This is a genomic window from Flavobacterium sp. J372, from assembly GCF_024699965.1.
In the GTDB taxonomy this organism is placed as follows: domain Bacteria; phylum Bacteroidota; class Bacteroidia; order Flavobacteriales; family Flavobacteriaceae; genus Flavobacterium.
Map to the genome: position 1 here is coordinate 1,197,710 of NZ_JAJOMZ010000004.1, position 26,311 is coordinate 1,224,020.

Genomic DNA, 26,311 nt, shown 5'->3' on the forward strand with positions numbered 1-26,311 from the left:
TATGAAGATTAAAAAGGAACTATACAGGAATTACATCAATTTATCCGGACTGAAAAGTAAGGAAAAACTTATAATCATTGAATCTGACGACTGGGGAGGTATACGAATGCCGTCAAAAGAGGTGTTTGAAATCTTGAAAGGATCTTCAATACGTGTTGAGAAATGCGCCTATTCAAAATTTGATGCTCTGGAATTAAACAGTGATTATGAAAACCTGTACGAAGTGTTGTCAAAGCACAAAGATAAAGATGGTAACAGCCCTGTAATTACTGCAAATTTTCTTACTGCCAATCCTGACTTCAAAAGAATTAAAGAGCATAATTTTGAGCAGTATTTTTTTGAAGATATAACGGCTGCATACAACAATTATGATGGCAGTGACAGAGTCATGAGCCTAATTAATGATGGTGTGAAAAGCGGTATGTTAAGCCCGCAGCTTCATGGCAGGGAACATATTAACCCAATAGCATGGCTTGACCTTGTAAGGAATAACCCTGATGTGAGGAAAGCATTCGATTATAACATAAGCACCTTAAGTTTTGAAAATGTCCCCACAATCAGAGTGCCTTATCTTGCTTCTTTTTACAGGGTAGGGGGTGAAGATTTTAAAGCTGTGCTCACTGATGCTCACAAACAATTCAGGGAAATATTTAATGAATATCCTAAAAGTTTTATTGCCCCGGTATATGTTTGGGATGATGAGGTAGAAAACATAACTGCAGGGCTGGGTATTACAAGCATACAAGGCCTGCATTATAAATATGCCGACCAGCAAAAAACAAAAAAACTGTCAAGGACCCGCAGCACCAAAACACAATACGGGCAGTTAAATATTGTTCGCAATTGCTTTTTTGAGCCAAGTACAAAATCAAATTTTGACTGGGTTAATGAGTGCCTTAGCGATATAAATGCCGCATTCCGGTGGAACAGGCCGGCTATCATATGCTCACACAGGTTGAATTTTACAGGCCGGATTGACGTAAGTAACAGAGATACAAATTTGAAGCTGCTTAATAAACTGATAAGTGAAATACTTAAAAAGTGGCCTGATGCCAGGTTTGTAAGCAGCGATGGTTTAAGTAAAAAATTTTTGGGATGAGAAAAATTCTCAATAAGTGGTATCTAAAATACCTGCGCCGTAAGTATCCGAATTTCAAGACGGGTAAAAATGTATCTGTAGATTACGATTCTCAGTTTATCTTATATAAAAATGAGTTGGTACTAAAAGACAACGTGAAGATAAGGTCGAGACAAAGAGGCTATCATGCCGGAATGCCTTTCGTATCCACATTTTTAATTGATGTACCCGGTGCAAAAATAACCGTTGGTGAAAATTGCAGGCTTAATGGTGTATACCTGCATGCACAGAGTGAAATAGCAATAGGGAGAAATACAGTTATTGCATCGGGGGTAAATATAATTGATTCAAACGGGCATGTTCTTAATTCTTCAAACCGCACTGTTGGCCGGGATGTGCCTAAGCCCATAATTATTGGGGAAAACGTTTGGATTGGCCTTAATTCAATAATTTTAAAAGGCACGGTAATAGGAGATAATTCTATGGTAACCGCAGGTTCAGTAGTAAAAGGGGACTTTCCCGCAAACAGTTTAATAAGCGGTAATCCTGCTAAAGTAACTGATATTATAAATATTAAGGATTATGAAATTAGCAATACATAAGTCAAACTGGGGTTTTAGTCCGCACTGGATTGAATACTGCGAGAAAAAAGGAATTCCTTTTAAAATAGTTGACTGTTACAAGTCAGATATTATTGAACAGGTAGAGGATTGTGATGTTTTATTGTGGCATCACCACCATACACTTGCAAAAGATAAGCTCTTTGCCCAGCAATTGCTGTTTGCTTTAGAGCACTCCGGTAAAGAGTATGGCCTGAATTTAATTCAGGCTGGCACTTTGATGATAAAGTGGCACAAAAGTATTTACTGGAAGCGATAAATGCGCCTTTAGTACCTACAGATGTTTTTTATTCCAGGAAAGACGCAATAGAATATGTAAAAAATACAGAATTCCCTAAAGTATTTAAACTTAGGGGCGGTGCCGGCTCAAGCAATGTAAAGCTTTTACACACAAAAGCTGATGCCATGAAGTTTGTTAACCGCGCTTTCGGTGTAGGCTTCGGGTCATATGACAAGTGGGGGAACCTGAAAGAAGTACTGAGAAAATACAGGCTGGGAAAAAGCACTTCAAGAGAGATTTTAAAGAGCCTGCGCAGATTGATAGTTTCTACAGAGTTTGCAAACATCCACGGAAAGCAGAAGGGGTATATGCTTTTCCAGAAGTTTATCCCGAATAATACATTTGACATCAGGATAATTGTTATTGGTGACAGGGCTTTTGCAATAAAAAGGATGGTTCGCGAAAATGATTTCAGGGCATCTGGTAGCGGTTTTGTGCGCTATGACCGTGAAGAAATGGACGAAAGATGTGTGCAGATTTCTTTTGATGTGCAGAAGCGCCTAAATGCTTCATGCGTGGCGTTTGACTATGTCTTTGATGAAGATAACAACCCGCTGATTGTTGAAATAAACTATGGCTATGCTATTGAAGTTTATTACCCTTGCCCCGGTTATTGGGACAGGGATTTAAACTGGCATGAAGGAAAATTCATTTCGGTACATTTCATAATTGATGACATTGTCAATAGTTTACAAGAAGCCAATAAAGTTTAACTCTGCTCATTTTATTGTAGATTTGTTCCGCTAAAAACCTGATATCCCCCACATGGAAATTTCACCTAACCTGCAATCATTTTTAAATCTCGGCTATTTTGTAGAATATGACAAAGGCCGTGATTACTTCAGCCTTGATGGTATTGACCGCGGGAAGTATAAAAACGTATCTAAACCCGCGCTTTTAACTGAAGGCGCAAAAGTTTTCAGGGATTCTGTTGAACATAACTACCAGCCCGGGCAAAAACATATTGTACCCTTAAGCGGAGGTCTTGACAGCCGGGCTATACTTGCAGCGCTGCTTGAGCATACCGAGGCTGCAAATATCAGTACAATAACATTTGGTATTCCGGGTGCATGGGATTTTGAGATAGGGCAGATGGTGTCAAAAAAGCTGGGTATAAAAAATACACCGTTTGACCTGAACAAGTATGAGTACCGGACTGATGAACTGATGGACATATCTAAGCGAAATAACCAGCAAACAGTGCTGTTTCACCACTGGCCGGTATGGATGATGGATAAGATAAGTGAAGGGCAGGTATTGTGGAGCGGCTTTTTTGGAGACCCGGTTGCGGGCAGCCATCAGCCTGCTGTAGTAACAGACAATCTTGATGCTGCAAAACAATACTTCATCAAGAAAAATAAATATGTTGTATCTGTCCCTTTGCCTAAAGACGATATAGCCGGGATACTTGACAGCGGAAATCTTGTGGGTCCTGAAAAGCTAAGCTATGAAGAGCAGCTCGATTTCAGGATAAGGCAGGGAAGATATATTGCCCCACATGTATTGCTTGAAGGCTATGACTTCAGGCTGCCGTTTACTTACCAGCCTTTTGTTGATTTCTTTTTGAGCTTGCCTCACCATGAGCGTAAAGACCAGAAATTTTATAAAGAGATGCTGATGGATGCATTCCCGAAGGCATTTTCATACGTAACAAAAACCACCGCAGGCCTTCCGCTGAATGCACCGGATAAGCTCGTTTACTTATCTAAAGCTGTCAACAAGGTAATGTCTAAATTTACAGGTAAATCAAAAGGAGTGAACTTCCTTAATTTCAACGACAAGATTCGTGAGAAACAGGACTTAAGGAATGTAATAACCGAACATATAAACGATTTCAGCAAAAGGAATATCCTGGATATAGATGCTGTAAAGCTGCTGAATGACCACTTGTCAAATAAAGGCAATTATTATGATATATTGCTGGTACTGACATCACTTGAAATTCATTTAAAAACAGGTAAGGTACTGTAACATTAAACAGAACTAAAATGAGCATTAGGTATAATAATTTTTTCAGGCCGGCAAGGCAGCTTGTCAAAGAAGTGATGAGCCGTTCTTACCCGTTTGTGATAAAGGTATATCCGTTGCCGGATGTGCGTTCTATTGATGAAACGCTGGATGAAATTGTAGAAAACAAAAGGTCGATAGCGCGGTATGGTGACGGCGAGTTTCTTTACCTGATAGACAAGCTGGAGCTCCCATTTCAGCGTTATGACCAAAAGCTGGCTAAAAAACTGAAAGACATCCTTGTGCTTGAGGATGAGAAATTTATGGTTGGCCTGCCTATAGGTTACCATTCAATGAATAACCTTACCAAAAGCTGTTCCCGTTTCTGGAAATGCCAGATAGCATGGATTTACCCAAGGCTTAAGAAATACCTGAAGCCGGGCAAGGTGTACTATAACGCCAGTATGACAAGAGTTTATTCCGGGTTTGAAGACAGGTCGGTTAGCGATGGTTACTTTAAAAAAGTAATGCAGATATGGGATGGGCGTGATGTAGTCTTGATTGAAGGCGAAAAAAGCAGGCTTGGTGTTGGGAATAATCTTTTCAGCACGGCAAAGAGCCTGAAGCGTGTTTTAGCGCCCAAGCATAATGCTTTTGACAGGTATGACGATTTGTATAATGAAGCGCTGAAGCATGATAAATCTACATTGATACTACTTGCTTTAGGCCCAACGGCAACGGCGCTTTCATATGATCTGTACAAAGCAGGTTACCATACCGTAGATATTGGCAATGTAGATATTGAATATGAGTGGTTCTTGCGTGGCGCAACCAAAAAAATAGTGATTGAAGGAAAATATACGAGTGAGGTAAAAGGTGGAAGAGAGGTTGACGATGTTGAAGACCCATTATATGCCTCACAAATAATAGCAAGCTATCTTTAATTATGGCAAAAAAAATTGCAGTTATAGGGCCGTGCGTAAACATGGGCGGTATAGAAAGGGCATCATCAACGCTGGTAAACTACGCTGCCGGACAGGGTTATGAAGTAATGTACCTCGCCATATTTAAGCACCCCAGGTTTTTTGACCTGCATCCTGCAATTTTTTACAATGAACCAACAGATGGGACAAACGTTTCAAAACTCGATATACCAAAAACGATTATCAGAATCAGAAGGGAAATAAAAAAATATAACCCCGATACTATATTAGCTTACAATAAATTTTATGCATCACTGGCATTAATTGCCTTAGCCGGCACCGGCAGGAAAGTTTTCATTTCGGAGAGATCAAGTCCGTTTTACAAATGGCCGAAAAAATCGAAATTATAAACAAGCTTGCTGTTATTTTAAAAAAGCCTGCAGGCATAGTTGCCCAGACATCTGTGGCAGCAAAACACCAGGCTAAAAGATACGGTAATATTCCTGTTAAAGTTATCCCAAATGCTGTTCGGAAGATTATACGATATCCCGAAATTGCAAGGCAAAAAATAATTCTTGCAGTGGGGCGCTTTGGTGACCCTCTAAAAGGATTCGACCGCCTTGTGGAAGCTTTTGCATTGGTTGAAGATAAAAGCTGGAAACTTGTATTTGCGGGAGGTTCATCTAATGAAAGTCCGCAGCTTACTCAACGGGCGCGCGAGTTAGGTATACTCGACAACATTGTTTTTTTAGGGAAAGTTGCCGAAATTGACAAAATTTATGCTGAAGCGGGTATCTTTGTGATACCATCAAGAAGTGAGGGCTTCCCAAATGCATTGGCCGAAGCTATGACAGCAGGAGTTCCGTGCATTAGCTATGATTTTTACGCGGGCCCGCGCGATATTATCACTCCGGATGTTGACGGGATTTTGGTTGAAGAGGGCAATATCAATGCATTAGGTATAGCTATGAACAAGCTGATTGCAGACGAAGAGACACGTGAAAAACTTAGTAAAAATGCTGCAGCTAATGCCAATCGTTTCAATGAAGATAAGATTGGGAAAGAAGTTATAGATTTTATATTAGGCGGCTGTAAACAATAAGATATGGCAAAAACTACTATTCTGGTTACGGGAGCGGCGGGTTTTATTGGTTATCACCTCAGTAAAAAATTGCTGGAGCTTGGGAATGATGTGGTGGGCATAGATAACATTAATGATTATTATGATACTGCCTTAAAATACGGCAGGCTTACTGATTTAGGTGTTGAAGTAAATGAACCACAAAGCAATAAACATAAGGGTTTCAGCTTTTATAAAGCTGATATCAGTGATAAACCTGCTCTTGAAGAAATATTCCGTAATAATAGTTTTGACTATATAATTCATCTTGCAGCCCAGGCGGGTGTTCGCTACTCAATTGAAAATCCGGATGCCTATGTTCAAAGCAATGTACAGGGCTTCATGAATATTCTTGAAATGGCTCGCCATTACAAGCCGAAGCACTTAATTTTTGCTTCGTCAAGCTCTGTATACGGGCTAAACGGGCAAATGCCGTTTTCCACATCGCACCATACCGATCACCCTGTAAGCCTTTACGCAGCTACAAAGAAAGCCAATGAAATGATGGCACACTGTTATGCGCAGCTATACAACATACCATGTACCGGGCTTAGATTTTTTACCGTTTACGGACCTTGGGGCAGGCCAGATATGGCTTACTTCGGGTTTACGCAAAAGATATTCAATGGTCAGCCAATACAGGTTTTCAATAATGGAGACCTTATGCGGGACTTTACATACATTGATGATATTGTTGATGGTATTGTGAGGCTTATTGATAAAGTTCCACAAAAAAATGAAGCCTTCGATAATAAGAATCCTGACCCGTCAACATCTTCCGCACCTTATGCCATTTATAATATAGGTAACAATAAACCGGTACAGCTAAAGGAGTTTATAGAGACTCTTGAAAATGCGCTTGGCCACGAGGCTGTAAAAGAGTATAAGCCTATGCAGCAAGGGGATGTATACGCTACGTTTGCTGATGTTTCGGCGCTGAATAAAGTTTGCGGTTTTGAGCCGAAAACGAATATTAAAGAAGGCCTAGGCAAATTTGCTGCATGGTATAAGGAGTTTTACCAACAGGCATAAAAAGATGGAAAATAACAGCAAAATAAAGATAGCAGTACTGGTAGATAAAGAAATCCCGACTGATCATTCATTTATACAAGGGGTTCTTGAAAAATCAATGCTGAACGAAAACTGCGAAGTTACATTTGTTGGGTATGCCTCAAATGCTGCTCCTGTTGTCAACGATGAAAGGGGTCCGCTTTCTTACCGTACCTGACGGCCCTTCAAACTTCTTCCTTAAAAAAATAGATAAACTGAAGAGTTTTTCTGCAAAAATTGAAGAATCAGGGCCTTATGATGTGCTTTTTACACGTAATGACCCTGTTTTTCTTATCATCGCCAAACAGCTCAAGGCGAAGAAAGTTGTAAAACTGCATTTTCACCAGATATCACACCTTCATGCTTTCGCTAAAGGAAATGCACTCTACAAGATTAAAGCATTCGGGGATAAATTGCTGCGTAAGACTTACCTCAAGTATGCAGACAGGATACTGGTGATAAGTGAACAGATGAGGACATTTCTTGATAAGGAGTGGCCAATGTTCCGTGATAAATATATTGTTTACCCACTAGGGGTTGAGGTAGGCGATTTTGAAAATCCTAAGCCTTATGCCGAACGTTCGCATGATGTTGTATACATTGGTACACTTGCGGGAAGCAGGCGTGTCGACGTGATGATTGATGCCGTAAAGATATATAATGAGAAATACGGTCCGCTTGTACTCGACATTTGGGGTGCATCGCATAACCCGCAGGATGATCAAAACCTGAAACAGCATGCGCAAAACACCGGGATGGCAGATAAAGTAAAATTTCACGGTAAAATTTCCCGCCAAGAAGTGCTTGCGAAACTTAAGGATACGAAAATTGGATTGTCGGCCATACCATCTACAGGTATCCTCAACCAGATATCGCCTACCAAACTTATGGAATACCTGGCTGCGGGTAGCTGCGTAATTGCAACCGGCGGCATTAAAGACCAGGTTGATATCATAAACGAAGCATATGGCGGCGGGCTTATTGACTTCAATGCTGGAGAGATTGCAGAGGCAATACATAATATCCTGAATGATAATAACAAAGCTGAAGCATTATCGCAACAGGGCAGGGAATACATTTTAGAAAAAAGATCTTATAAAACCATGGCGCAAAAACTTCGTGCCGAAATGCAGCAACTGCTTTAACATCACCCATGAAACCAAAACTGGTAAGGATAACCACAGTGCCCATTTCAATGAATATATTATTGAAAGGGCAGCTGGCATTTATGAACCGCCACTTTGAGGTTATAGGCGTTACCGGGCAGGACGAAAAGCATTTTAAAGAGGCTGGCGAGCGTGAAGGGATACGTATGGCTCCTATATCAATGCAACGCGCAATTAGCCCCGTAAAAGACCTTATATCGCTTTATAAGCTATATAGTTTTATGCGTAAAGAAAAGCCTGCAATAGTTCATACTCATACACCAAAAGCGGGATTGCTGGGTATGACGGCTGCCTGGCTTGCCGGAGTACCTGTAAGACTGCATACTGTAGCGGGATTGCCTCTTGTAGAAACATCCGGCTTTAAGCGTAAGCTTCTGTCTTTTATAGAAAAGATTACTTACAAAATGGCGCATGAGGTATATCCAAACTCTTACGGGCTTGAAGAGATTATCCTAAAAGAAGAATTCTGCCGAAAGGATAAAATGAAGGTGATTGCCAACGGTAGTTCAAACGGTATAAATACAACCCATTTTTCGACAGATTTTATTGAAGGAGGCAAACAGGAGTATCGCGAAAAGTTCAGGGCTGATTTAGGAATTAAACCGAATGATGTAGTATATAGTTTTGTGGGCAGGCTGAGTTCAGAAAAAGGTATCGCAGAACTTGTAAATGCATTTTCAAAACTGCAAAAGCAGCCTGGTGGTAAAAATTCAAAACTGTTGCTGGTGGGACCCAATGGAAAAGGATACGGGTATATTAAATCAGGATGTTTTAACAGCTATTGACGAAACCCCAGAAATATTGGCTGTTGGCAGGCATGACGATATCCGTCCGTACCTGTTTGCCAGTGACATCTTTGCTTTTCCTAGTTATCGTGAAGGCTTCCCTAATGTAGTATTACAGGCAGGTGCTTTAGGGTTGCCGTGTATTGTGAGTAACATTAACGGCAGCAACGAAATAATCACACATAATCAGAACGGACTAATTGTCCCTGTAAAAAATACGGAACAGCTTTTTGAGGCGATGCAGCTATTGCTGAATGATATGCCGTTACGTAAAAGGTTAGCTTCTGCAGCCAGAGATACGGTTGTGAGCCGCTTTAAAAATGATATTGTTTGGGAAGCGATACTTCAGGAATATAAAAAACATTTAAAACAGGTATAATATGTACAGGTCATTTTTTAAACGTCTTATAGATTTTACGGCATCACTTATTGGTTTGCTGCTAATATCGCCGGTGTTTATCATTGTGACAATTATCTTGTACATGCAAAATAACGGCAAGCCCTTCTTTTTTCAGGAGCGTCCGGGTAAAGATGCAAAGCCGTTTCATATCATCAAATTCAAGTCGATGACGGATGCTAAAGATAAAGATGGAAAACTGCTGCCTGATAACGAAAGAATAACAGCTGCAGGAAATTTCATCCGTAAAACATCGCTTGATGAAATTCCCCAACTTATAAATGTACTCAAAGGTGATATGAGCCTGATTGGCCCCAGGCCGCTGCTATTCAAATACATTCCGCTTTATAATCAAACCCAGATGCGCCGCCATGAGGTGAGGCCGGGTATTACAGGATGGGCACAGGTAAACGGGCGCAACAGCATAAGCTGGACAGATAAATTCAATCTTGATATTTATTACATTGATAATCTTTCGTTACTTTTGGATATTAAAATCCTTTTCTTAACCGCTAAAAAGGTGCTTGTAAGAGAAGGGATTAACCAGAGTGACAGCAGGCCGATGATGCCGTTTGACGGAACTAACTAATATTATGAAAAGACTACTCTACCTCGGATATTACTTCAAAGAGCTTAACAAAACTAAGATGCAGGCCTTTTTGAAGCATGCATCAAAGGAAACAGGGAAATCTAAAGCCTCACTTTGGGCTGACGCTATAAAATCATCGCTGAAATATAATATTTCCATACTCGATTATTTCTATTTCAAATTTTACAGCCTGGATGAAAGACAGCGCGAGGCCTGGGCGGGTACCGGCTTTATGTATGAGTACCAGTTAAAGATGAACCCGAAAGAGTATCGTGACGTGCTTGAGAATAAGATAAAATTCATTAAAAAGTTTAAAGACTTTATAATACGCAAAGCCGCACCGATAGATGAGCTAAAAGCAAATCCGGCAAAGCTGCAGGAATTGATGGAGAATCCAAGCGGCAGGCTTGTAGCAAAAGGTTCTATGGGTCAGGTTGGAGCTGAAGTTAAAATAATTAAAGTTAAAGATTATTCAGCAGAAAGTCTGTTGAAGTTTATGGATGATAACCAGCTTGACCTGCTTGAAGAATATGTACTACAGCACCCTGATATAATGGCGCTTTCACCATCAGGCCTTAATACAGTACGTATTTTTACTCAGATTGAAAACGGCCAGTTGCATTATCTTGGTGCAAGGCTGCGCGTTACCATAAACAGCGAAGTAGACAATATGGCGGCAGGCAACCCCGCAGCTACAATAAATATAGAGACCGGCGAGGTTGACGGCCCGGGTGTATTTAGTGATATAACCCGCAAGCCGGTTACCGTACATCCTGTTACCGGCGTTCCAATAACAGGTTTTAAAGTCCCGTTCTGGCAGGAAATTAAGCAGATGATGGAGAAAGCAGTATTTGTAGCCCCTGAAAATCGTTCGGTAGGGTGGGACGTTGCTATTACCGACAAAGGCCCGGAACTTATAGAAGGCAATCATAACTGGTGCAAGCTGCTGTGGCAGCTGCCTGCTGAAAAAGGCATGAAGGCTGAACTAAAGAAATTTCAATGAAAAAGCTTCTGATTATTGGCGCCGGTAATGTTGGCGGATATATTTCATTTAATATAAACGAGTTTCCGGGTTTTGAATTGCTAGGCTTTTTAGACGATAATCCTGATAAACATGGTAAGGAATATTATGATTTAAAGGTACTCGGCCCCGTGTCAGACATTGACAAATTTCTTTCTGATGACGGGCCTCTTCATGTTGCCATAGGTATAGCAAATCCGGCTGTGAAGCAAAAGATAGCAAAGCTGCTTGAGGGTAAAAACATCATATTCCCTTCATTAATACCAGCCCATACCTGGCTTTCTAAAAAAGTTATAGTAGGTAAGGGTGTGATTCTTTATCCGGGTGTTTCTATCAACTATGAAACCGTTCTTGAAGACTTTGTCATTATGAACATGAACTGCGCCATAGGCCATAATTGCCATATATCAGCTTATTCTACATTGGCTCCGGGTGTAAATCTCGGAGGCTTTACGCATATAGGTACAGCTACAGATATTGGTATTGGGACATCTACACGGCAAGGCATAAAAATTGGCAGTGGTGTGGTAGTTGGCGGCCAGACGATGATTGCCAGAGATATACCTGACAATGTAAAGGTAAAAGGCGTACCGGCAAAAGAATATTAATCTCACTCAAATGCGTTCATTATTGCTAAAGCGGCTATTTGACTTTGCAAGCGCATTAACAGGTTTGCTTGTATTTGGGTGGATAATACTTTTGGTATGCGTACTGGCTGCTATTGATACAGCTTCATCAGGCATCTTTTTACAAAAACGTATCGGCAGGTATGGTAAGCCATTTACTATTTTCAAATTGCGCACAATACGTTGTGATGGGACAATATCAACTATAGGTAGTTTCCTTAGAAAGTTTAAAATCGATGAATTCCCGCAATTACTCAATGTCTTGCTTGGTGATATGAGCTTAGTGGGCCCCAGGCCTGATGTGGCCGGCTATTATGACAAATTGCAGGGAACAGACAGGCAATTGTTGCAATTGCGCCCCGGGATTACAGGCTTGGCGAGCCTCAAATATGCAGATGAAGAAGAAATTTTGTCACAACAAAATGAACCGGATATGTATAATGATAAAGTACTTTTTCCTGATAAAGTCCGACTAAATTTGATATATCTTCGACAACGCAACCTGTTTCTTGACATAAAGATAATATTATGGACATTTGCCGGAAATAAGGCTAAAACAGAGTTTGTCAAATCGTTTAAAGATTGATTAAATAATTTTTTGATTGCTTCTTAATCCGTTACATTTGCACAAAATTTAACACACAGCAATATGGCCGACAGCAAGATTTGGCTCTCGTCACCGCACATGGGTGGTGGTGAGCAAAAATATGTTCAGGAAGCGTTTGATACTAATTGGGTTGCACCTTTGGGCCCTAACGTTACAGGCTTTGAGCAGGATCTTGAGAAATATATCGGAGGTGAGCGTTTCGTGGGCGCTTTAAGTTCAGGTACTGCTGCCATCCATTTGGGGCTTATAATGCTTGGCGTTGAAGCAGGAGATGAGGTTATATGCCAGAGCATGACATTTTCAGCATCAGCCAATCCGATAAAATATCTGGGCGCTACTCCTGTCTTTATTGATAGTGAAGAAACAACCTGGAATATTTGCCCTATAGCGCTTGAAGAGGCAATAAAAGACCGTATTGCAAAAGGTAAAAAACCGAAAGCTATTATAGCTGTGCATCTTTATGGTATGCCCTATCAGGCAGACGAAGTAAACCGAATAGCACAGCAATACGATATCCCGGTGCTTGAAGACAGCGCAGAAGCCTTGGGCAGCCGCTACAAAGGCAAAAGCTGTGGTACCCTTGCAGATTTAGGAATACTTTCTTTCAACGGAAATAAAATCATTACAACATCAGGCGGGGGAGCAATTGTAACTAAAACTAAAGAACAGAAAGATACTGCTGTATTTCTTTCAACACAGGCGCGTGACAACGCCCCGCACTACCAGCATAGCCATGTAGGGTATAATTACCGTATGAGCAATATTTGCGCAGGTATTGGCCGCGGGCAGATGGAAGTTCTTGACAAGCATATAAACCTGAGGCGAAGCATGCACCAATTTTATGCAGAACTGTTTGCTGATATTGAAGGAGTGTCAATCTTAAGCGAACCCAATGAAGATTATCATTCAAACTTCTGGCTTAGTTCAATTGTAATTGATCCTCTTAAAACAGGTGGTAAAGACCGTGAAGGCCTTAGGCTGGCGCTTGAAGCAGAAAATATTGAGTGCAGGCCTTTGTGGAAACCAATGCACCTGCAGCCGGTTTTTGAAGGCTGTCCTTACTATGGTAAAAAAGTTTCAGAAAAGCTTTTTGAAAACGGATTGTGCCTGCCATCAGGTTCAAACCTGACAGAAGATGAAAAATCAAGGATAAGTAAAGCCATAAAACAATTTTTTTCGTAGTTTAAACTAATGTTAATTTGTGTATCTTTATGCACAATGACATAACTGAATTAATTTCCACAAAACTTGGCCAAAAAAGTACGTAAAGAATTGGGTGATGCCGTAAATCATGCTATCAGCAATACAAAATTGTGGAATAGCGTGCACAGCCTTGGCTATCTGCCACGTTGGATAATCTTGGTTATTGATTTATTTGTTATTGCAATAACCGGCCTAATATCTTACATACTTATACATCGTACAGGAGTTCTTTATGTAAAGAAAGATGTATATATCATAAGTATTCCTGTGTACCTTATCATAAGCCTGGTTACTTTCAGGGTTTTCCGCACTTATTCCGGTATCATAAGGTACTCATCATACATTGATGCTGTTAAAATATTTTTTGCACAATTTACTGCTGCTTTTTTCCTATTGGGGTTCAACAGCATTTACTACGCTCTTAACGGAGATTTATTATACCTGAATATAGGTATACTCATCAATGCCATTTTTTCTTTCAGCTGCTTGTTCTTGTACAGGGTCTTAATCAAGCAATTCTTTGAGAATTATGTAGGCAACAAAGGGCAGAAACTTACCAAAGCCATAATTTACGGTACCGATGCCAACGCCATAGCTGTTGCGAACGCACTTAAGGCAGAAATCCCTGCACGATTTAAACTTGTTGGCTTTATAGATAAGTACAGCCAGAACCGCTCAAAAATGATTTTGGGGCTGCCAATATTACAACATAAAAAGCGTACATCTACGCTTATGCGTGTTTTTGGTGCGCAGGCCCTTGTAATTGCTGATAAAAGCCTTACCAAAGAAGAAAAACTTACCATTGTAGACGAATGCCTTGAATTTAATTACAAGGTATATACTGTACCATTGGTATCTGACTGGGAAGACCAAAAAGAAATATCAAAAAAAATCAAGAATTTCCAGATTCAGGATTTACTGGAGCGCAAACCGATTGTGCTTGATAACATTTCAATCTCGTCTCAGTTAAAAAACAAGACGGTAATGATAACCGGTGCAGCAGGCTCAATTGGCAGTGAAATAGTACGCCAGGTAATACAATTTAGTCCCAGGAGAGTTATAATGGTTGATCAGGCTGAAACACCATTACATCATCTTAGCCTTGAAGTTGAAAAACTGTCTACGCACGTAAAACTGCATTCTGTGATTTCAGATGTGCGTAACGGTGAAGCGATGGAGGGAATATTCAACTATTATAAGCCTGAAGTTGTTTATCATGCCGCAGCTTACAAACATGTGCCTATGATGGAGAAAAATCCGTCACAGGCGGTTTTTGTAAATGTAATGGGTACAAAGCTGGTGGCAGACCTTTCATGCAAATATAATGTTGACACTTTTGTAATGGTATCAACAGATAAGGCTGTTAACCCAAGCAACGTTATGGGTGCCAGCAAGCGCATCGCTGAAAAATATGTGCAATCGCTTCAGGAACATATAAGGGCAAACGGCAGTGGCTGCAAAACAAAATTTATAACTACACGCTTTGGCAATGTGCTGGGGTCAAATGGGTCGGTAGTACCGCTGTTTACAAAACAGATAGAAGCCGGTGGCCCAATTACGCTTACACATCCTGACATTATAAGGTACTTTATGACCATTCCTGAAGCATGCCAGCTGGTGCTGGAGGCCGGAGCTATGGGTAAAGGTGGTGAAATCTATATATTTGATATGGGTAAGCCGGTGAAAATTATTGATCTGGCAAATAAGATGATTCGCCTTGCAGGGTTTGTGCCGGATAAAGACATTGAGATAAAGGTTATAGGGCTACGTCCGGGTGAAAAGCTTTATGAAGAGCTGCTTAATGATACATCAAGTACTCTGCCAACCCATCATGAAAAAATTATGATAGCCAAAGAAATATTTGAAGACTTTAGCAATTTATCAATGAACGTTAGTGATTTGATTTCCATAGCAAATACGTTTAACAGAGAAGATGTTGTTGTAAAAATGAAGGAGATAGTACCTGAGTTCATCAGCCTAAATTCTAACTATCAGGTATTCGATAAAAATGTCATCGCCAAATAGCGCATGAGTATAATAAATGCATTTAAACTATATTTGTCATTAGTAACTATTTTACCAAACATGTATAAGTATTTCCATTGTTCTTTAAAGTTTTTTTTAGCATTAGCTTTTGTACTCGCATTTAGTTCATGTGCTTCAAATAAGAAAATACATTATCTGCAAAAAGCGGGGGAGGAAATGGAAAATGCTTTAAAGTATGAAAATACATTGCAGCCAGATGATAACCTTATGATTACGGTTACAGGCGCAAACGCAGATTTGGTGCAGGATTTCAACATGTCTTTTCTGTACAGGCGCAGTACGGAAATGATTAGTAATACTGATAATTCAGGCTATACTTATCTTATTGATCAGAACGGAGATATTAATTTCCCGATTTTAGGAAAATTAAGGCTTGCAGGGCTCACAAGGATTGAGGCTGAAAACTATATTAAAGAAAGGCTTACCCAGTATATTAATAATCCCGGGGTAAACCTGAGGGTTACAAATTTTAAAGTATCTGTAATTGGGGAGGTGGGCCGGCCGGGCTCGCAGCAAGTTACCGGTGACAGGATAACCATCTTTGAGGCACTTAGTGCGGCTGGTGATTTAACAATTTATGGAAAACGTAAAGATGTTATGATAATCAGGGAAAAAGATAACGTAAAAAAAAATAACCCAGGTTGACCTCACAAACCCTGATATAATTTCAAGCCCTTATTATTATTTGGCGCATAATGATGTTGTTTATATAAAACCTAACAAAACAAGGGTAAATTCATCTGTAGTGGGGCCAAACCTTACTTTGGCATTGTCAACAATATCATTGCTAATTACAATCATAACGCTTACCACCCGATAAAAAATGCAAGAGAATAAAGATTTAAATCAAAATCCTGATTTTAATTTTAACCTTAAAGATATTGTATACAGGTATCTTTCCAGGTGGCCGTGGTTCTTATTAGCAATATTATTTTCACTTTCTGCCGCATATCTTTATTTGCGCTACAGTGTTAACCAGTATAGCGCTTCAGCCACAATACTCGTGAAGGACGACAAAAAAGGTGGTATGGTTGGCGAAATTGCTGCAATTTCAGATATTGATGTACTAAAGAAGGTGAAAAGTACCGTAGATAATGAAATGCAGATTATCAATTCGCGTACAATTGTAACAAAAGCGGTTGATTCATTAAAGCTGAATATCCAGTATTTTAGTGACGGACGCCTGCGACAGGAAGATTTGTATAAAGCATCACCTATCGAAATCGTATTCAACAATAAGATTGAAAAGTCAGGAAGTTATGCAGTAGAAAGTACTGACGCACAAAATTTTGAACTTTTTGACAGTGAAGACAATTTAATAGGTAAGTATAAATTTGGCCAGCTTGTACCTAAATTGAATTTTACTGTAATCAATAAAACAGGCGATAGTAACATCAATACCAAATTTAAATACCTGCCGCTCCTGTCATCTGCCCAGATTTATAAAAGTAAGCTTAATGTAAGGCTGATTGCTGAAAATACAAGTGTTGTTGAGCTATCAATTGTTGACCAGAATAAAGACAGGGCTCAGGATTTTCTGGATATGGTAATATGGCACTATAACCAGGATGCTATTGATGATAAAAAGGCTGTTTTCAGAAGGACCAGTGAATTTATCAATCAAAGGATAGATTCATTAGGTGTTGAGCTAAGCGTTGTTGAAAGGCAGGGTGAAAGATATAAGATAGCTAACAGGCTTACTGACATAACATCAGAATCGGGGTTATATATACAAAATGCATCAGAACTTAATCGACAGCTAAATGATGTTGACACCCAACTTGCTATTGTATCTTCACTGATGAATACAATCAGAAGGGCAGGGCCGCTAGAGCTTATACCAACCAACGTCCTTACTACGTCGTCACAGGATGCTACTTCAGCACCAGTGCTGATATCCAACTACAATACCATGATATTAAGGCAGCGGGATTATATGAATGACTCGGGGCCTGAAAATCCTAGGGTGAAACAGATAAATGCACAATTACCTGTCTTAAAAGATAATATACTTTCAAGCCTTCAAACTCTTATAGAGAACTTAAGGATAAAGAAGAGGGAGTTACTGTCACAGCAGGGTAACGTTAGCTCAAAAATATCGGCAGTACCTACACAGCAGAGAGAATACAAAGGGATTTCAAGGCAGGAAGGCTTAAAAGAGGCCATATATGTATATCTTCTGCAAAAAAGAGAAGAAATTGCTATATCTCTTGCCGCGACAGAGCCTAATGCTAAAATTATTGATTCTGCATTGGCTGCCAGTACGCCCGTATCTCCTAAAACCGGTACAATATATTTGTCTGCCCTGTTTTTAGGATGTTTTATTCCTTTAGGAATTTTCTATGTACGCGATATACTTGATACAAAAATTCACGGTTCAGCTATAATCAAACAATTATCAATACCTTATATAGGAGATATACCTAAGGCTGATAATAATGATGAGATTGTAACATTGAACAGCAGGTCAAGTACAGCTGAATCATTACGTATTGTACGTACCAATCTTGAATTTATGCTTAGCCGGGTACCGGAAGGTGTTGGTAAGACTATATTTGTAACTTCTACTATTCCGCAGGAAGGTAAAACTTTTATATCTGTAAATCTTAGTGCAACAATTGCAATGTCAGGTAAAAAGGTATTACTCATAGGAATGGATATACGTAATCCTAAACTTGATGAATATATAGATATTCCATCTAAAGGTTTGAGCAATTACTTGTCAACTTCAAGTAATGCCTCTTATAAAGAATATGTTGTTAAACTTAAGGATTATGATAATTTATATGTTATCCCGCCTGGTATAATTCCTCCAAATCCTGCAGAATTGCTTATGTCTCCTAAAATCGAGGAATTATTTAATGATTTGCAGCAGGAGTATGATTATATAGTAGTTGATACTGCACCGGTAAGCCTTGTAACAGATACCTTAATAATTGCTCATCATGCCCACAGTTTCTTGTATGTGGTTCGTGATAATCATCTTGATAAGCGTTTGCTATCGGTGCCTGAATCATTATACAATGAAGGCAAACTGCCAAACATGGGTATAATACTTAATGATACAGTTAAACATCACGGGTATGCCTACGGCTACGGTTATGGCTACGGCTATGGTTATGGCTACGGCTATGGTCCTGCTGTAAAGAAAAAATCACTGCTTGACAGGATATTAAGAAGGAAATAATCAGCAGCTAAAAAACTGATTTCTTTTCATAGCATTTATAAGTGCTGCTGTATCTTTCAGCAGCACTTTTGATTTAATAGCTTCAACATGCCTTTGATGGTGTACATCACTGCCGGTAAAATCTATCATACCAGCCTCAAGTAATTTTTTTGCGGTTTCCAGAGGTGCTTTTCCGTAGTAGCCTGTTACTGAGAGAAGATTAAGCTGGAAAAGGCATCCTGCTTTTTTCAGTTTGTGAAACTCGTCAATCTTACCGGAATAAAAATTGTACCGTTCAGGATGTGCAAGAACCGGTTTATAGTCACGCAATTGTAACTCGTAAATTATATCATACAACTGCATCGGCGCATTTAGGTAACTCATCTCTACAAGAACATAGTTTTCCTTCAGGGTAAGTAGTTTATCTGTTTTAAGCAGGCTTAAAAAGGTGTCATCCATCAGGTATTCTGCAGCGCTTTTAAGTGGCGCTTTAATACCGTATTCCGGCAGTCGGGCAATTGTTTCACTTTCGGTTTCTTTTATGCCTTCAGAGGTATTATTCCAGACCCCTGTCAAGATATGAGGTGTGGTTATAAAATTTTTAAAACCCAATTCTTCCAGCGATTTTATAAGTGAAGCCGTATCGGCAATATCAGTTGCGCCATCGTCTATGCCTGGCAGCAAATGTGAGTGGATATCTGTATATCCATCAGGGATAAGATCTGCAAGGCTTTGTTTTGGTTTACTGAAGAATAGCACGTTAATTACGATTTATTATTGAATGGTTTAGATTGTGTTTTTAATATTCGCCAGAATATTACAGCATGAAGAAATATAAGCGGGATAATTATTGTAAAATGCGGCTTATTCAGCATTACAAATACATATATTGCATTACAGGCAATGCATGCAAATGTTACCAGCCTAATCATCTTTTGGCGCTGCATTATATTAAAAATCAACATTATTATAAATATAGGATTCAGGAGCAATGCATTATAATTCAGGGTTATTTCACTATGGAAGGAATAAAACCCAACTGTAAGAAAAAATAGTCCCAATAGGCCTGCAATTGCCATATAAGTCTGCATAGCTATTTTATATCGTGTAAAAAAAGCCAGGATTGCTATTGCTGCTGAAAATGTATAGATATTGTTCCACCAGGGCGATGCTGCTTTTTGCTGACGTGAATAAACCGTTTCATTATTTTTAGCGAGAGGCATAGAGTCATTCTTTGTAAACGCAACACCCTCCATAAGGTGTTTGGGGAGGAAAGGCTTATCTGGTAAGATGTCTGTTTTAGCACCAAACATTAAGTGTATCCCAAGATTTTCATAGAAATGATTTTCTTTAAGGTAAGAATATATAATTTCACGGTTGGTAAGTCCGTTATCACTATTTTTATTTGAAATCTTTTCAGGAAGGGTTTTGTTGATAATGTCTCTCACCATGGTGGTGCAGTTCCTGTCAATAAATTTATAGGTGTAGAATTTCCTGTCAGATAATAAGATAGCATTCAGTTCATTGGCAATATCCTGCTTTTGTTTAGCAGAAAGATTTAACTCCTGCTCAAAAACATCCCGGTCATAATATTGATATTGGTATACAAACTCTTTGTAAGAGCTTACAGAAACATAATATTGCAAATCGCCTTTCACAAACTTCAGATAGGAAATTAGGCGTGTCAAAATCAAATGTGCCGAAGTTGTATACAGTGTCCATTCCACTGTTCGGGTCATTGACCCGTATTGCTGTATGCCCGAAGACAGAATACAATTCATCTCCTGAGCCACAGGTAAGCAATGTAATCTTTGCCTGAGCGCTTAGTGCCTGAGCTGTCAGATTAAAATTAAAAGCGAAAATAAGTAATGCAGAAAATAAAAATTTCAGCGGGCGCATGGTGTTTGTTTTATCGCCTAAAGATACCTAAATCAACTTTAAGTGAAAAGATATTAGAATATAAAGCCGCACTTTGGTCACCAATATCAGTTAATGCGTAATCAACCTGTATACCTTTGTACTTAAAACCAAGCCCTATATTCGGCTGGAAGCCAACGCGGGTAGAATTGTCAATTTCTCTCAGGTTTTGGAAATTGCCAACCCCTGCTCTCAAATATACTAAATCAATATAACCCGCTTCAAACCCTACAGCAGGGTCGATGCTAACAATTTCACTTGATATTATGTCATTAGTCTGTGCGAACTGCATGTTCAGGTTTACAGCTGCTTGTATAGTATAATCATAGCGGATGGTGAACTTTTTGGCAAACCCAAGCTGGGCTTTTGGCGCTGTTATCTCTGTAATCTCGGGTAGTTCCTGGTTTTCACCGGGTACAGCATCTTTTATGGTCTGGAATTCTTCCTCATCAATCTGCCACACGTTGTAGGTTGTGGTAATGTCGCGTAACATAAGGCCAATCTGCCAGTCATTCTTTGTTTGGTACTGTAGCCCGATATCAAAACCAAATCCCCATGAATTGGCAAAATCACCAATAATACGGCGAATCACCTTGGCATTGATACCGTAATTTAAACCGTCAAGCGGAAGTGAACGTGCGTAAGAAAGTGTCACCCCATAATCTGCCGCCGAAAACAGGCTGATTCGGTTGTAGTCGATATTACCCTCGCTGTCAATAAGCTGGGTAGTGTTAAGTATGTCATCAACACCGAAGCGTATTACCGATATTCCGAAAGCGCTCCGCTGGTCTATTGGCATAGCAAAAGCTGCATAATCATATTGTGCAATATTGGCAAAGTAGCTGGCATGCATCAGGGCTATTTGTTTATCTTCTACTTTCAAAAGTCCGGCAGGGTTCCAGTACCCGGAATTCACATCGGCGGTATGGGCCGTAACAGCATTGCTCATTCCCAATGCGGCAGCATCAACACCAATGTTCATGAATTCATTGGAGTATTTACGTATCGCCTGGCTGAATGAGGGGAGCGTTAAAAAAAGTACAAAAACGGTGAATATCCTTTTCAATGCAATAATTTGTGCAAATATGACATAAAAATCTCAATTAGTAAACTCCGTTTCTATGAAGTTATTGTGTTAACTTTGTGGTATAAAATCAATAATATGTCGGTAAAGAAGCAAATCCCTAACATAATTACACTTCTAAACCTGTCTTCAGGACTTATAGCCCTCATCTATGCTTTTGACACTAATTACCAAATGGCCTTTTTTTGGGTGACTATGGGTATATTTTTTGATTTTTGGGATGGTTTTTTCGCCCGTATCCTTAAGGCGCAAAGCCCTATAGGCCTGCAGCTTGACTCGCTTGCCGACATGGTTACAAGCGGCGTTGTTCCGGGACTGGTAATGTTCCAGATGCTTGTAGGCATTGCTGATATTCAGGACGAAATGAACCTTAGCGAAGAAAATATGTATATGGGAATGCTGCCTTATGTTGCATTTATAATAACACTTGCTTCATGCTACAGACTCGCCAAGTTTAATGTTGACACACGCCAGACAGATTCTTTTATCGGCCTCCCAACACCAGCTAATGCTTTGTTTATAATGAGCCTTCCAGTTATACAAATTCACAGCGATGGAGATGGGTGGGTTTTCAGCGCGCTTAGTAATCCTTATGTTTTGGTAGGGATTGCTTTTGTCAGCGCTTTTCTTCTAAATTCAGAAATACGACTGTTTTCACTTAAGGTAAAATACTTTAATTGGGAAACCAATAAAATTCAGGTGGTGTTTTTAGTAGTGTCAGTATTGCTGCTGTTTTTCTTCCAGTACAAAGCAATACCGCTTATCATTATCTTCTACATCCTGCTGTCTGTAATCACCAATAGGTTTAGGACATCTTCTGCAGTATAAAGATACATGGCCTGTTGTGCAGGTCAACCTTTTCTTTTTTCCACTGCGCAACTGTTTTTGTTTTTATGTATTCAGTAGGTTGTGTAATGTCTGCCGCGATGCACAAGTGCGTGTTGGGTTGCAGCGTAGCCAATACATCCTCAAGCATTTTATTGTTACGGTATGGTGTTTCCATAAAAATTTGTGCCTGATTTTTATCGTATGATAATTTTTCAAGATTTTTAAATGCTGCCTTTTTATCACTTTTTTCTATCGGCAGGTAACCGTTGAAGGCAAAGCTTTGTCCATTCATACCTGAAGCCATAAGTGCCAACAGGATAGACGAGGGGCCAACCAATGGCACTACCTGAATGCCTTTTTCATGGGCCAATTTTACAATCGCCGCACCGGGGTCGGCAACACCGGGACACCCTGCTTCACTCATCAGGCCAACGTTTTTACCCTCAATGCAGGGCTGCAAAAAACCTGCATGCTGACTCACTTCCGTATGTTTGTTCAGTACTGAAAGTTTTAGATCAGGCTGTTTTTTGGATGGAAGTATTGCCTTGATGAAGCGGCGCGCTGTCTTCTCGTTCTCAACGATATAATTGTCTATGAAGTCTATTGAACGTGCTACGGTTTCCGGCAATACTTCGCTGGCATTGCCTTCATCGCCAAGCGGCACGGGTAGGAGATAAAGTTTACCGGCAGGCATTACGAATGCTCTTTTATAAGTTTGTCGGCAACAATGCTACACGCCTGGTCAAGCATGTCATACACATTTTCAAAACCATCCTGCTCGCTCCAGTATGGGTCAGGTACATCTATATTTTTTCCGTGGAAAACCTCGTCCATCATCAGCTTTACTTTGGCTTTCGCTTCGGCATCGGGAGCCAGTTTGGTTACATCTTTATAGTTCGATGCATCCATTACGTAGATATGGTCAAACTCCGTAAAGTCAGAGGGTTTCAATTGGCGTGCTTTCTGGCAGCTAATGTCAATCCCGCGGCCCTTTGCTGTAGCAACAGAGCGCTTATCAGGGCCTTGGCCAACATGCCAGTCGCCTGTTCCGGCAGAGTCAACAATAAATTTATCTGCAGGTAATTTTGACTGCAATATACCTTCTGCCAGCGGAGAGCGGCAAATGTTCCCGAGGCATACCATCAAAATCTTAACAGGCATTTTATAAAGAGAGTTTCTTGTTGATGTCTTCTACAAACTTGCGGAACTGCTTATCTGTAGTTACAAGGTTGTCAACTGTTTTGCAGGCATGGAGAACTGTAGCATGGTCACGGTCGCCAATCTGAGAGCCGATGTTGGCAAGTGATGCTTTTGTGAACTTCTTTGCAAAGAACATAGCCAGCTGCCGTGCCTGTACCACATGGCGCTTGCGTGTTTTAGACTGAAGCGTATCTACATCAAGCTGAAAGTAGTCTGACACTACTTTTTGTATATAGTCTATTGATATTTCTCGCTTTACATTCTTTACAAATTTCTCTACAACCTGCTTGGCAAGCTCAATGGTCACTTCGCGGTGATTGAAAGACGATTGTGCAATAAGTGATATGATTGCGCCCTCAAGCTCCCGTACGTTGCTTTTGATGTTCTTGGCAACATACTCAATAATCTCTTCAGGCATTTCAACGCCATCACGATACAATATATTGTTCAGGATTGAGATACGTGTTTCGTAGTCAGGCTGGTGCAACTCTGCCGAAAGGCCCCATTTAAAGCGGGACAGCAGTCGCTGTTCAATATCCTGCATGTCAACAGGCGCTTTGTCTGATGTCAGGATAACCTGTTTTCCGTTTTGGTGCAGGTGGTTGAAGATGTGGAAAAACACATCCTGCGTACCGGTTTTACCCGAAAGGAACTGTACATCGTCTATAATAAGTACATCGATAAGCTGGTAAAAATGAATAAAGTCATTCCTTGTATTGCGCTTAACAGAATCTATATATTGTTGTGTAAATATTTCGGCAGAGATATAAAGAACGGTCTTCTCAGGATATTTCTCCTTAATATCAACACCAATGGCATGTGCAAGGTGTGTTTTGCCTAATCCTACACCGCCAAATATAAGGAGCGGGTTGAACGATGTTCCGCCCGGCTTGTTAGCAACCGCCAAACCTGCCGAACGCGCCAGCCTGTTAGAGTCTCCCTCAAGGAAATTCTCAAAGCTGTAATTGGCATTTAGCTGCGATTCTATCTTAAGATTTCGAATTCCGGGAATCACGAAAGGGTTCTTCAGTTCGGGATTTTTGTTCTGCAGCGGCACATCAACCTCCTGTGGTTTTACAGGGGCACGATGGGCGCTTGGCAACTGCTCTGTAAAGGGCTGTTTGTTGCCGTAAGTGTTCTCCATTTTAATTTTATAGAGTAACTTTGCGCTGCTGCCAAGTTCTTTTGTCAGGGCAACCTTAAGCAATTTTACGTAGTGCTCTTCAAGCCATTCATAAAAGAACTTTGAAGGCACCTGGATATATAGTGCACTGTCTGTCAGCTCAACTGCCCTAATTGGCTCAAACCAGGTCTTATAAGCCTGATCCTGGATATTGTCTTTTATGAAAACGAGACAGTTCTCCCATACCGATTGCGCAGTTTTTACCATAGATCCTGAATAATTTTGTTTAATTAAAGGTTGTTCTTACAAAAGAAACAGATACATTTTCTTCTGCTTTGGGAGAACAAATATTAGATAAAAATTTTTAAAAAAAAATTGTTTGCATGTTGATTTTATAAAAAAAATATTGTAAGCATATTTAAGAAAAATTAATAAAAAATTAACAATCAAAAAATATGAATTTTCACGAATTTAAAGTACGTGTGCGCTATGCAGAAACAGACCAGATGGGAGTGGTTTATCACGGAAATTACGCGCAATACTTCGAAATGGGGCGGGTTGAATGGCTTCGAAATCTGGGACTTAGTTATGCCTATATGGAAAAGAACGGAATTATGCTGCCGGTAGTATCTTTAACATTAAATTATAAAAAACCTGCCCGGTATGATGACCTGCTTACTGTAAGAACTATCTTAAAAAAGCAGGAGTCTGTCAAGATAGAATTTGACTATGAAATTTACAGCGAGAAAGGTGAGTTATTAACAACAGGCAACTCGGTACTTGTGTTTGTAGATATGAAAACAGGCCGGCCAGTTTTACCTCCTGATTATGTTATAGAAAAGATAGCCCACTAATCCCGAAAGGGGAATTGCTCCGACTCAAACTCCCCCTTTGGGGGGCTGGGGGCTTTTGATACTAACTGTATGCAATTGCTCAAATGCCTCAAGTACCATTGGGGCATTTTTTTTCTTGCGGCCACGATAATTTCACAGTCGTTTTCCATTTTTTGTGAAATAATATTCAGATTCTTTTCTTTAATAACCCGCATTACCTTATTCATGTCGGTATAGCCAAACTTAATGGTATAATGAACATCAATGGTTTTTTCAATAATTTCAGAAGCCTCGAGTGCCATTTGGGCTGACAGCCGATAAGCTGAAATAAGCCCCCCTACGCCCAGTTTTACTCCTCCAAAGTAGCGAACTGACACCATCAGAACATTTGTCACCCCAAATGATTGTATCTGCCCGTAGATGGGCATTCCGGCAGAATTGTTTGGTTCGCCGTCATCATTGGCTCGGTAGTAGAGCTTATCCGTTCCAATTTGGAAAGCATAGCAAAAATGCCCTGCGCCGGTGTGTTTCTTCCGCAGGTTTTCAAGGATAGGCTTTACGTCATCTTCAGTACTTATGGGAAAAGCATAGCCATAGAACTTGCTGTTCTTTTCTTTAAATAGCGTTTCTTCTGAAGGAGCAGCAAGGGTTTTGTAAGTGTCGGTTTCCTGATTTGCCATTACGGCAAAGGTATTTCATCAG

29 protein-coding genes and 1 pseudogene are annotated in these 26,311 nt (G+C 40.0%); 23 read left to right on the top strand and 7 right to left on the bottom strand.

Going from position 1 to position 26,311, the window contains the following annotated elements:
* Position 1: 1 nt before the first annotated feature.
* The 21 genes from LRS05_RS05985 (at position 2) to LRS05_RS06080 (ending at position 18,645) form a co-directional block, all read left to right on the top strand.
* Positions 2-1,099, top strand: coding sequence for a hypothetical protein (locus tag LRS05_RS05985; RefSeq protein WP_257867472.1), 1,098 nt, complete (start codon positions 2-4; stop codon positions 1,097-1,099).
* Positions 1,096-1,680: an acyltransferase gene (locus LRS05_RS05990; RefSeq protein ID WP_257867473.1), complete on the top strand. Its 585-nt coding sequence runs from the start codon at positions 1,096-1,098 to the stop codon at positions 1,678-1,680. Before LRS05_RS05985 ends, LRS05_RS05990 begins: the two co-directional genes overlap by 4 nt.
* A complete protein-coding gene (locus LRS05_RS05995) occupies positions 1,661-1,957 on the top strand; it encodes a hypothetical protein (protein ID WP_257867474.1) in 297 nt (98 codons plus the stop codon). Before LRS05_RS05990 ends, LRS05_RS05995 begins: the two co-directional genes overlap by 20 nt.
* Positions 1,927-2,691: a RimK family alpha-L-glutamate ligase gene (locus LRS05_RS06000; RefSeq protein ID WP_257867475.1), complete on the top strand. Its 765-nt coding sequence runs from the start codon at positions 1,927-1,929 to the stop codon at positions 2,689-2,691. The genes LRS05_RS05995 and LRS05_RS06000 overlap by 31 nt, the downstream gene beginning before the upstream one ends.
* A 52-nt stretch (positions 2,692-2,743) precedes the next feature.
* The gene (locus tag LRS05_RS06005; protein WP_257867476.1) at positions 2,744-3,949 is read left to right on the top strand and encodes an asparagine synthase-related protein; all 1,206 of its coding nucleotides are present in this window, start codon (positions 2,744-2,746) and stop codon (positions 3,947-3,949) included.
* A 17-nt stretch (positions 3,950-3,966) separates the two neighbouring features.
* On the top strand, positions 3,967-4,869 hold the full coding sequence (locus tag LRS05_RS06010) for a GT-D fold domain-containing glycosyltransferase (RefSeq protein WP_257867477.1): 903 nt from the start codon (positions 3,967-3,969) through the stop codon (positions 4,867-4,869).
* Positions 4,870-4,871: 2 nt separating this feature from the next.
* Positions 4,872-5,258 (top strand): hypothetical protein, encoded by a 387-nt coding sequence (locus LRS05_RS06015; protein ID WP_257867478.1) that lies wholly within the window; start codon positions 4,872-4,874, stop codon positions 5,256-5,258.
* On the top strand, positions 5,234-5,950 hold the full coding sequence (locus tag LRS05_RS06020) for a glycosyltransferase (RefSeq protein ID WP_257867479.1): 717 nt from the start codon (positions 5,234-5,236) through the stop codon (positions 5,948-5,950). Before LRS05_RS06015 ends, LRS05_RS06020 begins: the two co-directional genes overlap by 25 nt.
* A 3-nt stretch (positions 5,951-5,953) precedes the next feature.
* Positions 5,954-7,000, top strand: a complete 1,047-nt coding sequence (locus LRS05_RS06025; protein WP_257867480.1) for an NAD-dependent epimerase — start codon at positions 5,954-5,956, stop codon at positions 6,998-7,000.
* A gap of 4 nt (positions 7,001-7,004) precedes the next feature.
* Positions 7,005-7,196, top strand: a complete 192-nt coding sequence (locus LRS05_RS06030; protein WP_257867481.1) for a hypothetical protein — start codon at positions 7,005-7,007, stop codon at positions 7,194-7,196.
* Positions 7,165-8,163 carry a glycosyltransferase gene (locus LRS05_RS06035; RefSeq protein ID WP_257869239.1) on the top strand — a complete coding sequence of 333 codons (999 nt, stop codon included), beginning with the start codon at positions 7,165-7,167 and terminating at the stop codon, positions 8,161-8,163. The genes LRS05_RS06030 and LRS05_RS06035 overlap by 32 nt, the downstream gene beginning before the upstream one ends.
* Positions 8,164-8,171: 8 nt before the next feature.
* On the top strand, positions 8,172-8,969 hold the full coding sequence (locus tag LRS05_RS06040) for a glycosyltransferase (protein ID WP_308224835.1): 798 nt from the start codon (positions 8,172-8,174) through the stop codon (positions 8,967-8,969).
* A complete protein-coding gene (locus LRS05_RS17225) occupies positions 8,920-9,348 on the top strand; it encodes a glycosyltransferase (protein WP_308224837.1) in 429 nt (142 codons plus the stop codon). Before LRS05_RS06040 ends, LRS05_RS17225 begins: the two co-directional genes overlap by 50 nt.
* A 1-nt stretch (position 9,349) precedes the next feature.
* Positions 9,350-9,955: a sugar transferase gene (locus tag LRS05_RS06045; RefSeq protein ID WP_257867482.1), complete on the top strand. Its 606-nt coding sequence runs from the start codon at positions 9,350-9,352 to the stop codon at positions 9,953-9,955.
* A gap of 4 nt (positions 9,956-9,959) precedes the next feature.
* A complete protein-coding gene (locus LRS05_RS06050; RefSeq protein WP_257867483.1) occupies positions 9,960-10,958 on the top strand; it encodes a sugar-transfer associated ATP-grasp domain-containing protein in 999 nt (332 codons plus the stop codon).
* Positions 10,955-11,584, top strand: coding sequence for a NeuD/PglB/VioB family sugar acetyltransferase (locus LRS05_RS06055; protein WP_257867484.1), 630 nt, complete (start codon positions 10,955-10,957; stop codon positions 11,582-11,584). Before LRS05_RS06050 ends, LRS05_RS06055 begins: the two co-directional genes overlap by 4 nt.
* 10 nt (positions 11,585-11,594) lie before the next feature.
* The gene (locus LRS05_RS06060; protein ID WP_257867485.1) at positions 11,595-12,188 is read left to right on the top strand and encodes a sugar transferase; all 594 of its coding nucleotides are present in this window, start codon (positions 11,595-11,597) and stop codon (positions 12,186-12,188) included.
* Between the two features lie 63 nt (positions 12,189-12,251).
* On the top strand, positions 12,252-13,391 hold the full coding sequence (locus LRS05_RS06065) for a DegT/DnrJ/EryC1/StrS aminotransferase family protein (protein WP_257867486.1): 1,140 nt from the start codon (positions 12,252-12,254) through the stop codon (positions 13,389-13,391).
* Between the two features lie 66 nt (positions 13,392-13,457).
* The gene (locus LRS05_RS06070) at positions 13,458-15,437 is read left to right on the top strand and encodes a nucleoside-diphosphate sugar epimerase/dehydratase (RefSeq protein ID WP_257867487.1); all 1,980 of its coding nucleotides are present in this window, start codon (positions 13,458-13,460) and stop codon (positions 15,435-15,437) included.
* Positions 15,438-15,614: 177 nt separating this feature from the next.
* Entirely contained in the window at positions 15,615-16,103 is a 489-nt protein-coding gene (locus tag LRS05_RS06075) for a polysaccharide biosynthesis/export family protein (RefSeq protein ID WP_257867488.1), read from the top strand.
* 178 nt (positions 16,104-16,281) lie between these two features.
* Positions 16,282-18,645 carry a polysaccharide biosynthesis tyrosine autokinase gene (locus LRS05_RS06080; protein ID WP_257867489.1) on the top strand — a complete coding sequence of 788 codons (2,364 nt, stop codon included), beginning with the start codon at positions 16,282-16,284 and terminating at the stop codon, positions 18,643-18,645.
* Here LRS05_RS06080 and LRS05_RS06085 read toward each other — a convergent pair whose 3' ends face one another.
* The 3 genes and pseudogenes from LRS05_RS06085 to LRS05_RS06095 all read right to left on the bottom strand — a co-directional run bounded on the left by LRS05_RS06085 (position 18,646) and on the right by LRS05_RS06095 (position 21,523).
* Entirely contained in the window at positions 18,646-19,383 is a 738-nt protein-coding gene (locus tag LRS05_RS06085) for a tyrosine-protein phosphatase (RefSeq protein WP_257867490.1), read from the bottom strand.
* A gap of 5 nt (positions 19,384-19,388) precedes the next feature.
* A pseudogene (locus tag LRS05_RS06090) lies at positions 19,389-20,523 on the bottom strand (DUF4105 domain-containing protein).
* 10 nt (positions 20,524-20,533) lie between these two features.
* Complete coding sequence (locus LRS05_RS06095) at positions 20,534-21,523, bottom strand: PorV/PorQ family protein (RefSeq protein WP_257869240.1); 990 nt, start codon at positions 21,521-21,523, stop codon at positions 20,534-20,536.
* 180 nt (positions 21,524-21,703) lie between these two features.
* On the opposite strand from LRS05_RS06095, the gene LRS05_RS06100 reads away from it, so the two are divergent.
* Positions 21,704-22,453, top strand: a complete 750-nt coding sequence (locus LRS05_RS06100) for a phosphatidylcholine/phosphatidylserine synthase (RefSeq protein WP_257867492.1) — start codon at positions 21,704-21,706, stop codon at positions 22,451-22,453.
* Here the strand turns inward: LRS05_RS06100 and LRS05_RS06105 are convergent.
* From LRS05_RS06105 to dnaA, 3 genes are read right to left on the bottom strand one after another with little or no spacing between them, the layout of a single operon-like run.
* Positions 22,431-23,147, bottom strand: coding sequence for an SAM-dependent methyltransferase (locus tag LRS05_RS06105; protein ID WP_257867493.1), 717 nt, complete (start codon positions 23,145-23,147; stop codon positions 22,431-22,433). The genes LRS05_RS06100 and LRS05_RS06105 overlap by 23 nt on opposite strands.
* Entirely contained in the window at positions 23,147-23,614 is a 468-nt protein-coding gene (locus LRS05_RS06110; RefSeq protein WP_257867494.1) for a low molecular weight protein-tyrosine-phosphatase, read from the bottom strand. The genes LRS05_RS06105 and LRS05_RS06110 overlap by 1 nt, the downstream gene beginning before the upstream one ends.
* Before the next feature lies 1 nt (position 23,615).
* Positions 23,616-25,043, bottom strand: coding sequence for a chromosomal replication initiator protein DnaA (gene dnaA / locus LRS05_RS06115; protein ID WP_257867495.1), 1,428 nt, complete (start codon positions 25,041-25,043; stop codon positions 23,616-23,618).
* Between the two features lie 188 nt (positions 25,044-25,231).
* On the opposite strand from dnaA, the gene LRS05_RS06120 reads away from it, so the two are divergent.
* On the top strand, positions 25,232-25,630 hold the full coding sequence (locus LRS05_RS06120) for a thioesterase family protein (protein ID WP_257867496.1): 399 nt from the start codon (positions 25,232-25,234) through the stop codon (positions 25,628-25,630).
* Here LRS05_RS06120 and LRS05_RS06125 read toward each other — a convergent pair.
* Positions 25,627-26,289 carry a YigZ family protein gene (locus LRS05_RS06125; protein WP_308224839.1) on the bottom strand — a complete coding sequence of 221 codons (663 nt, stop codon included), beginning with the start codon at positions 26,287-26,289 and terminating at the stop codon, positions 25,627-25,629. The genes LRS05_RS06120 and LRS05_RS06125 overlap by 4 nt on opposite strands.
* Positions 26,290-26,311 lie beyond the last annotated feature (22 nt).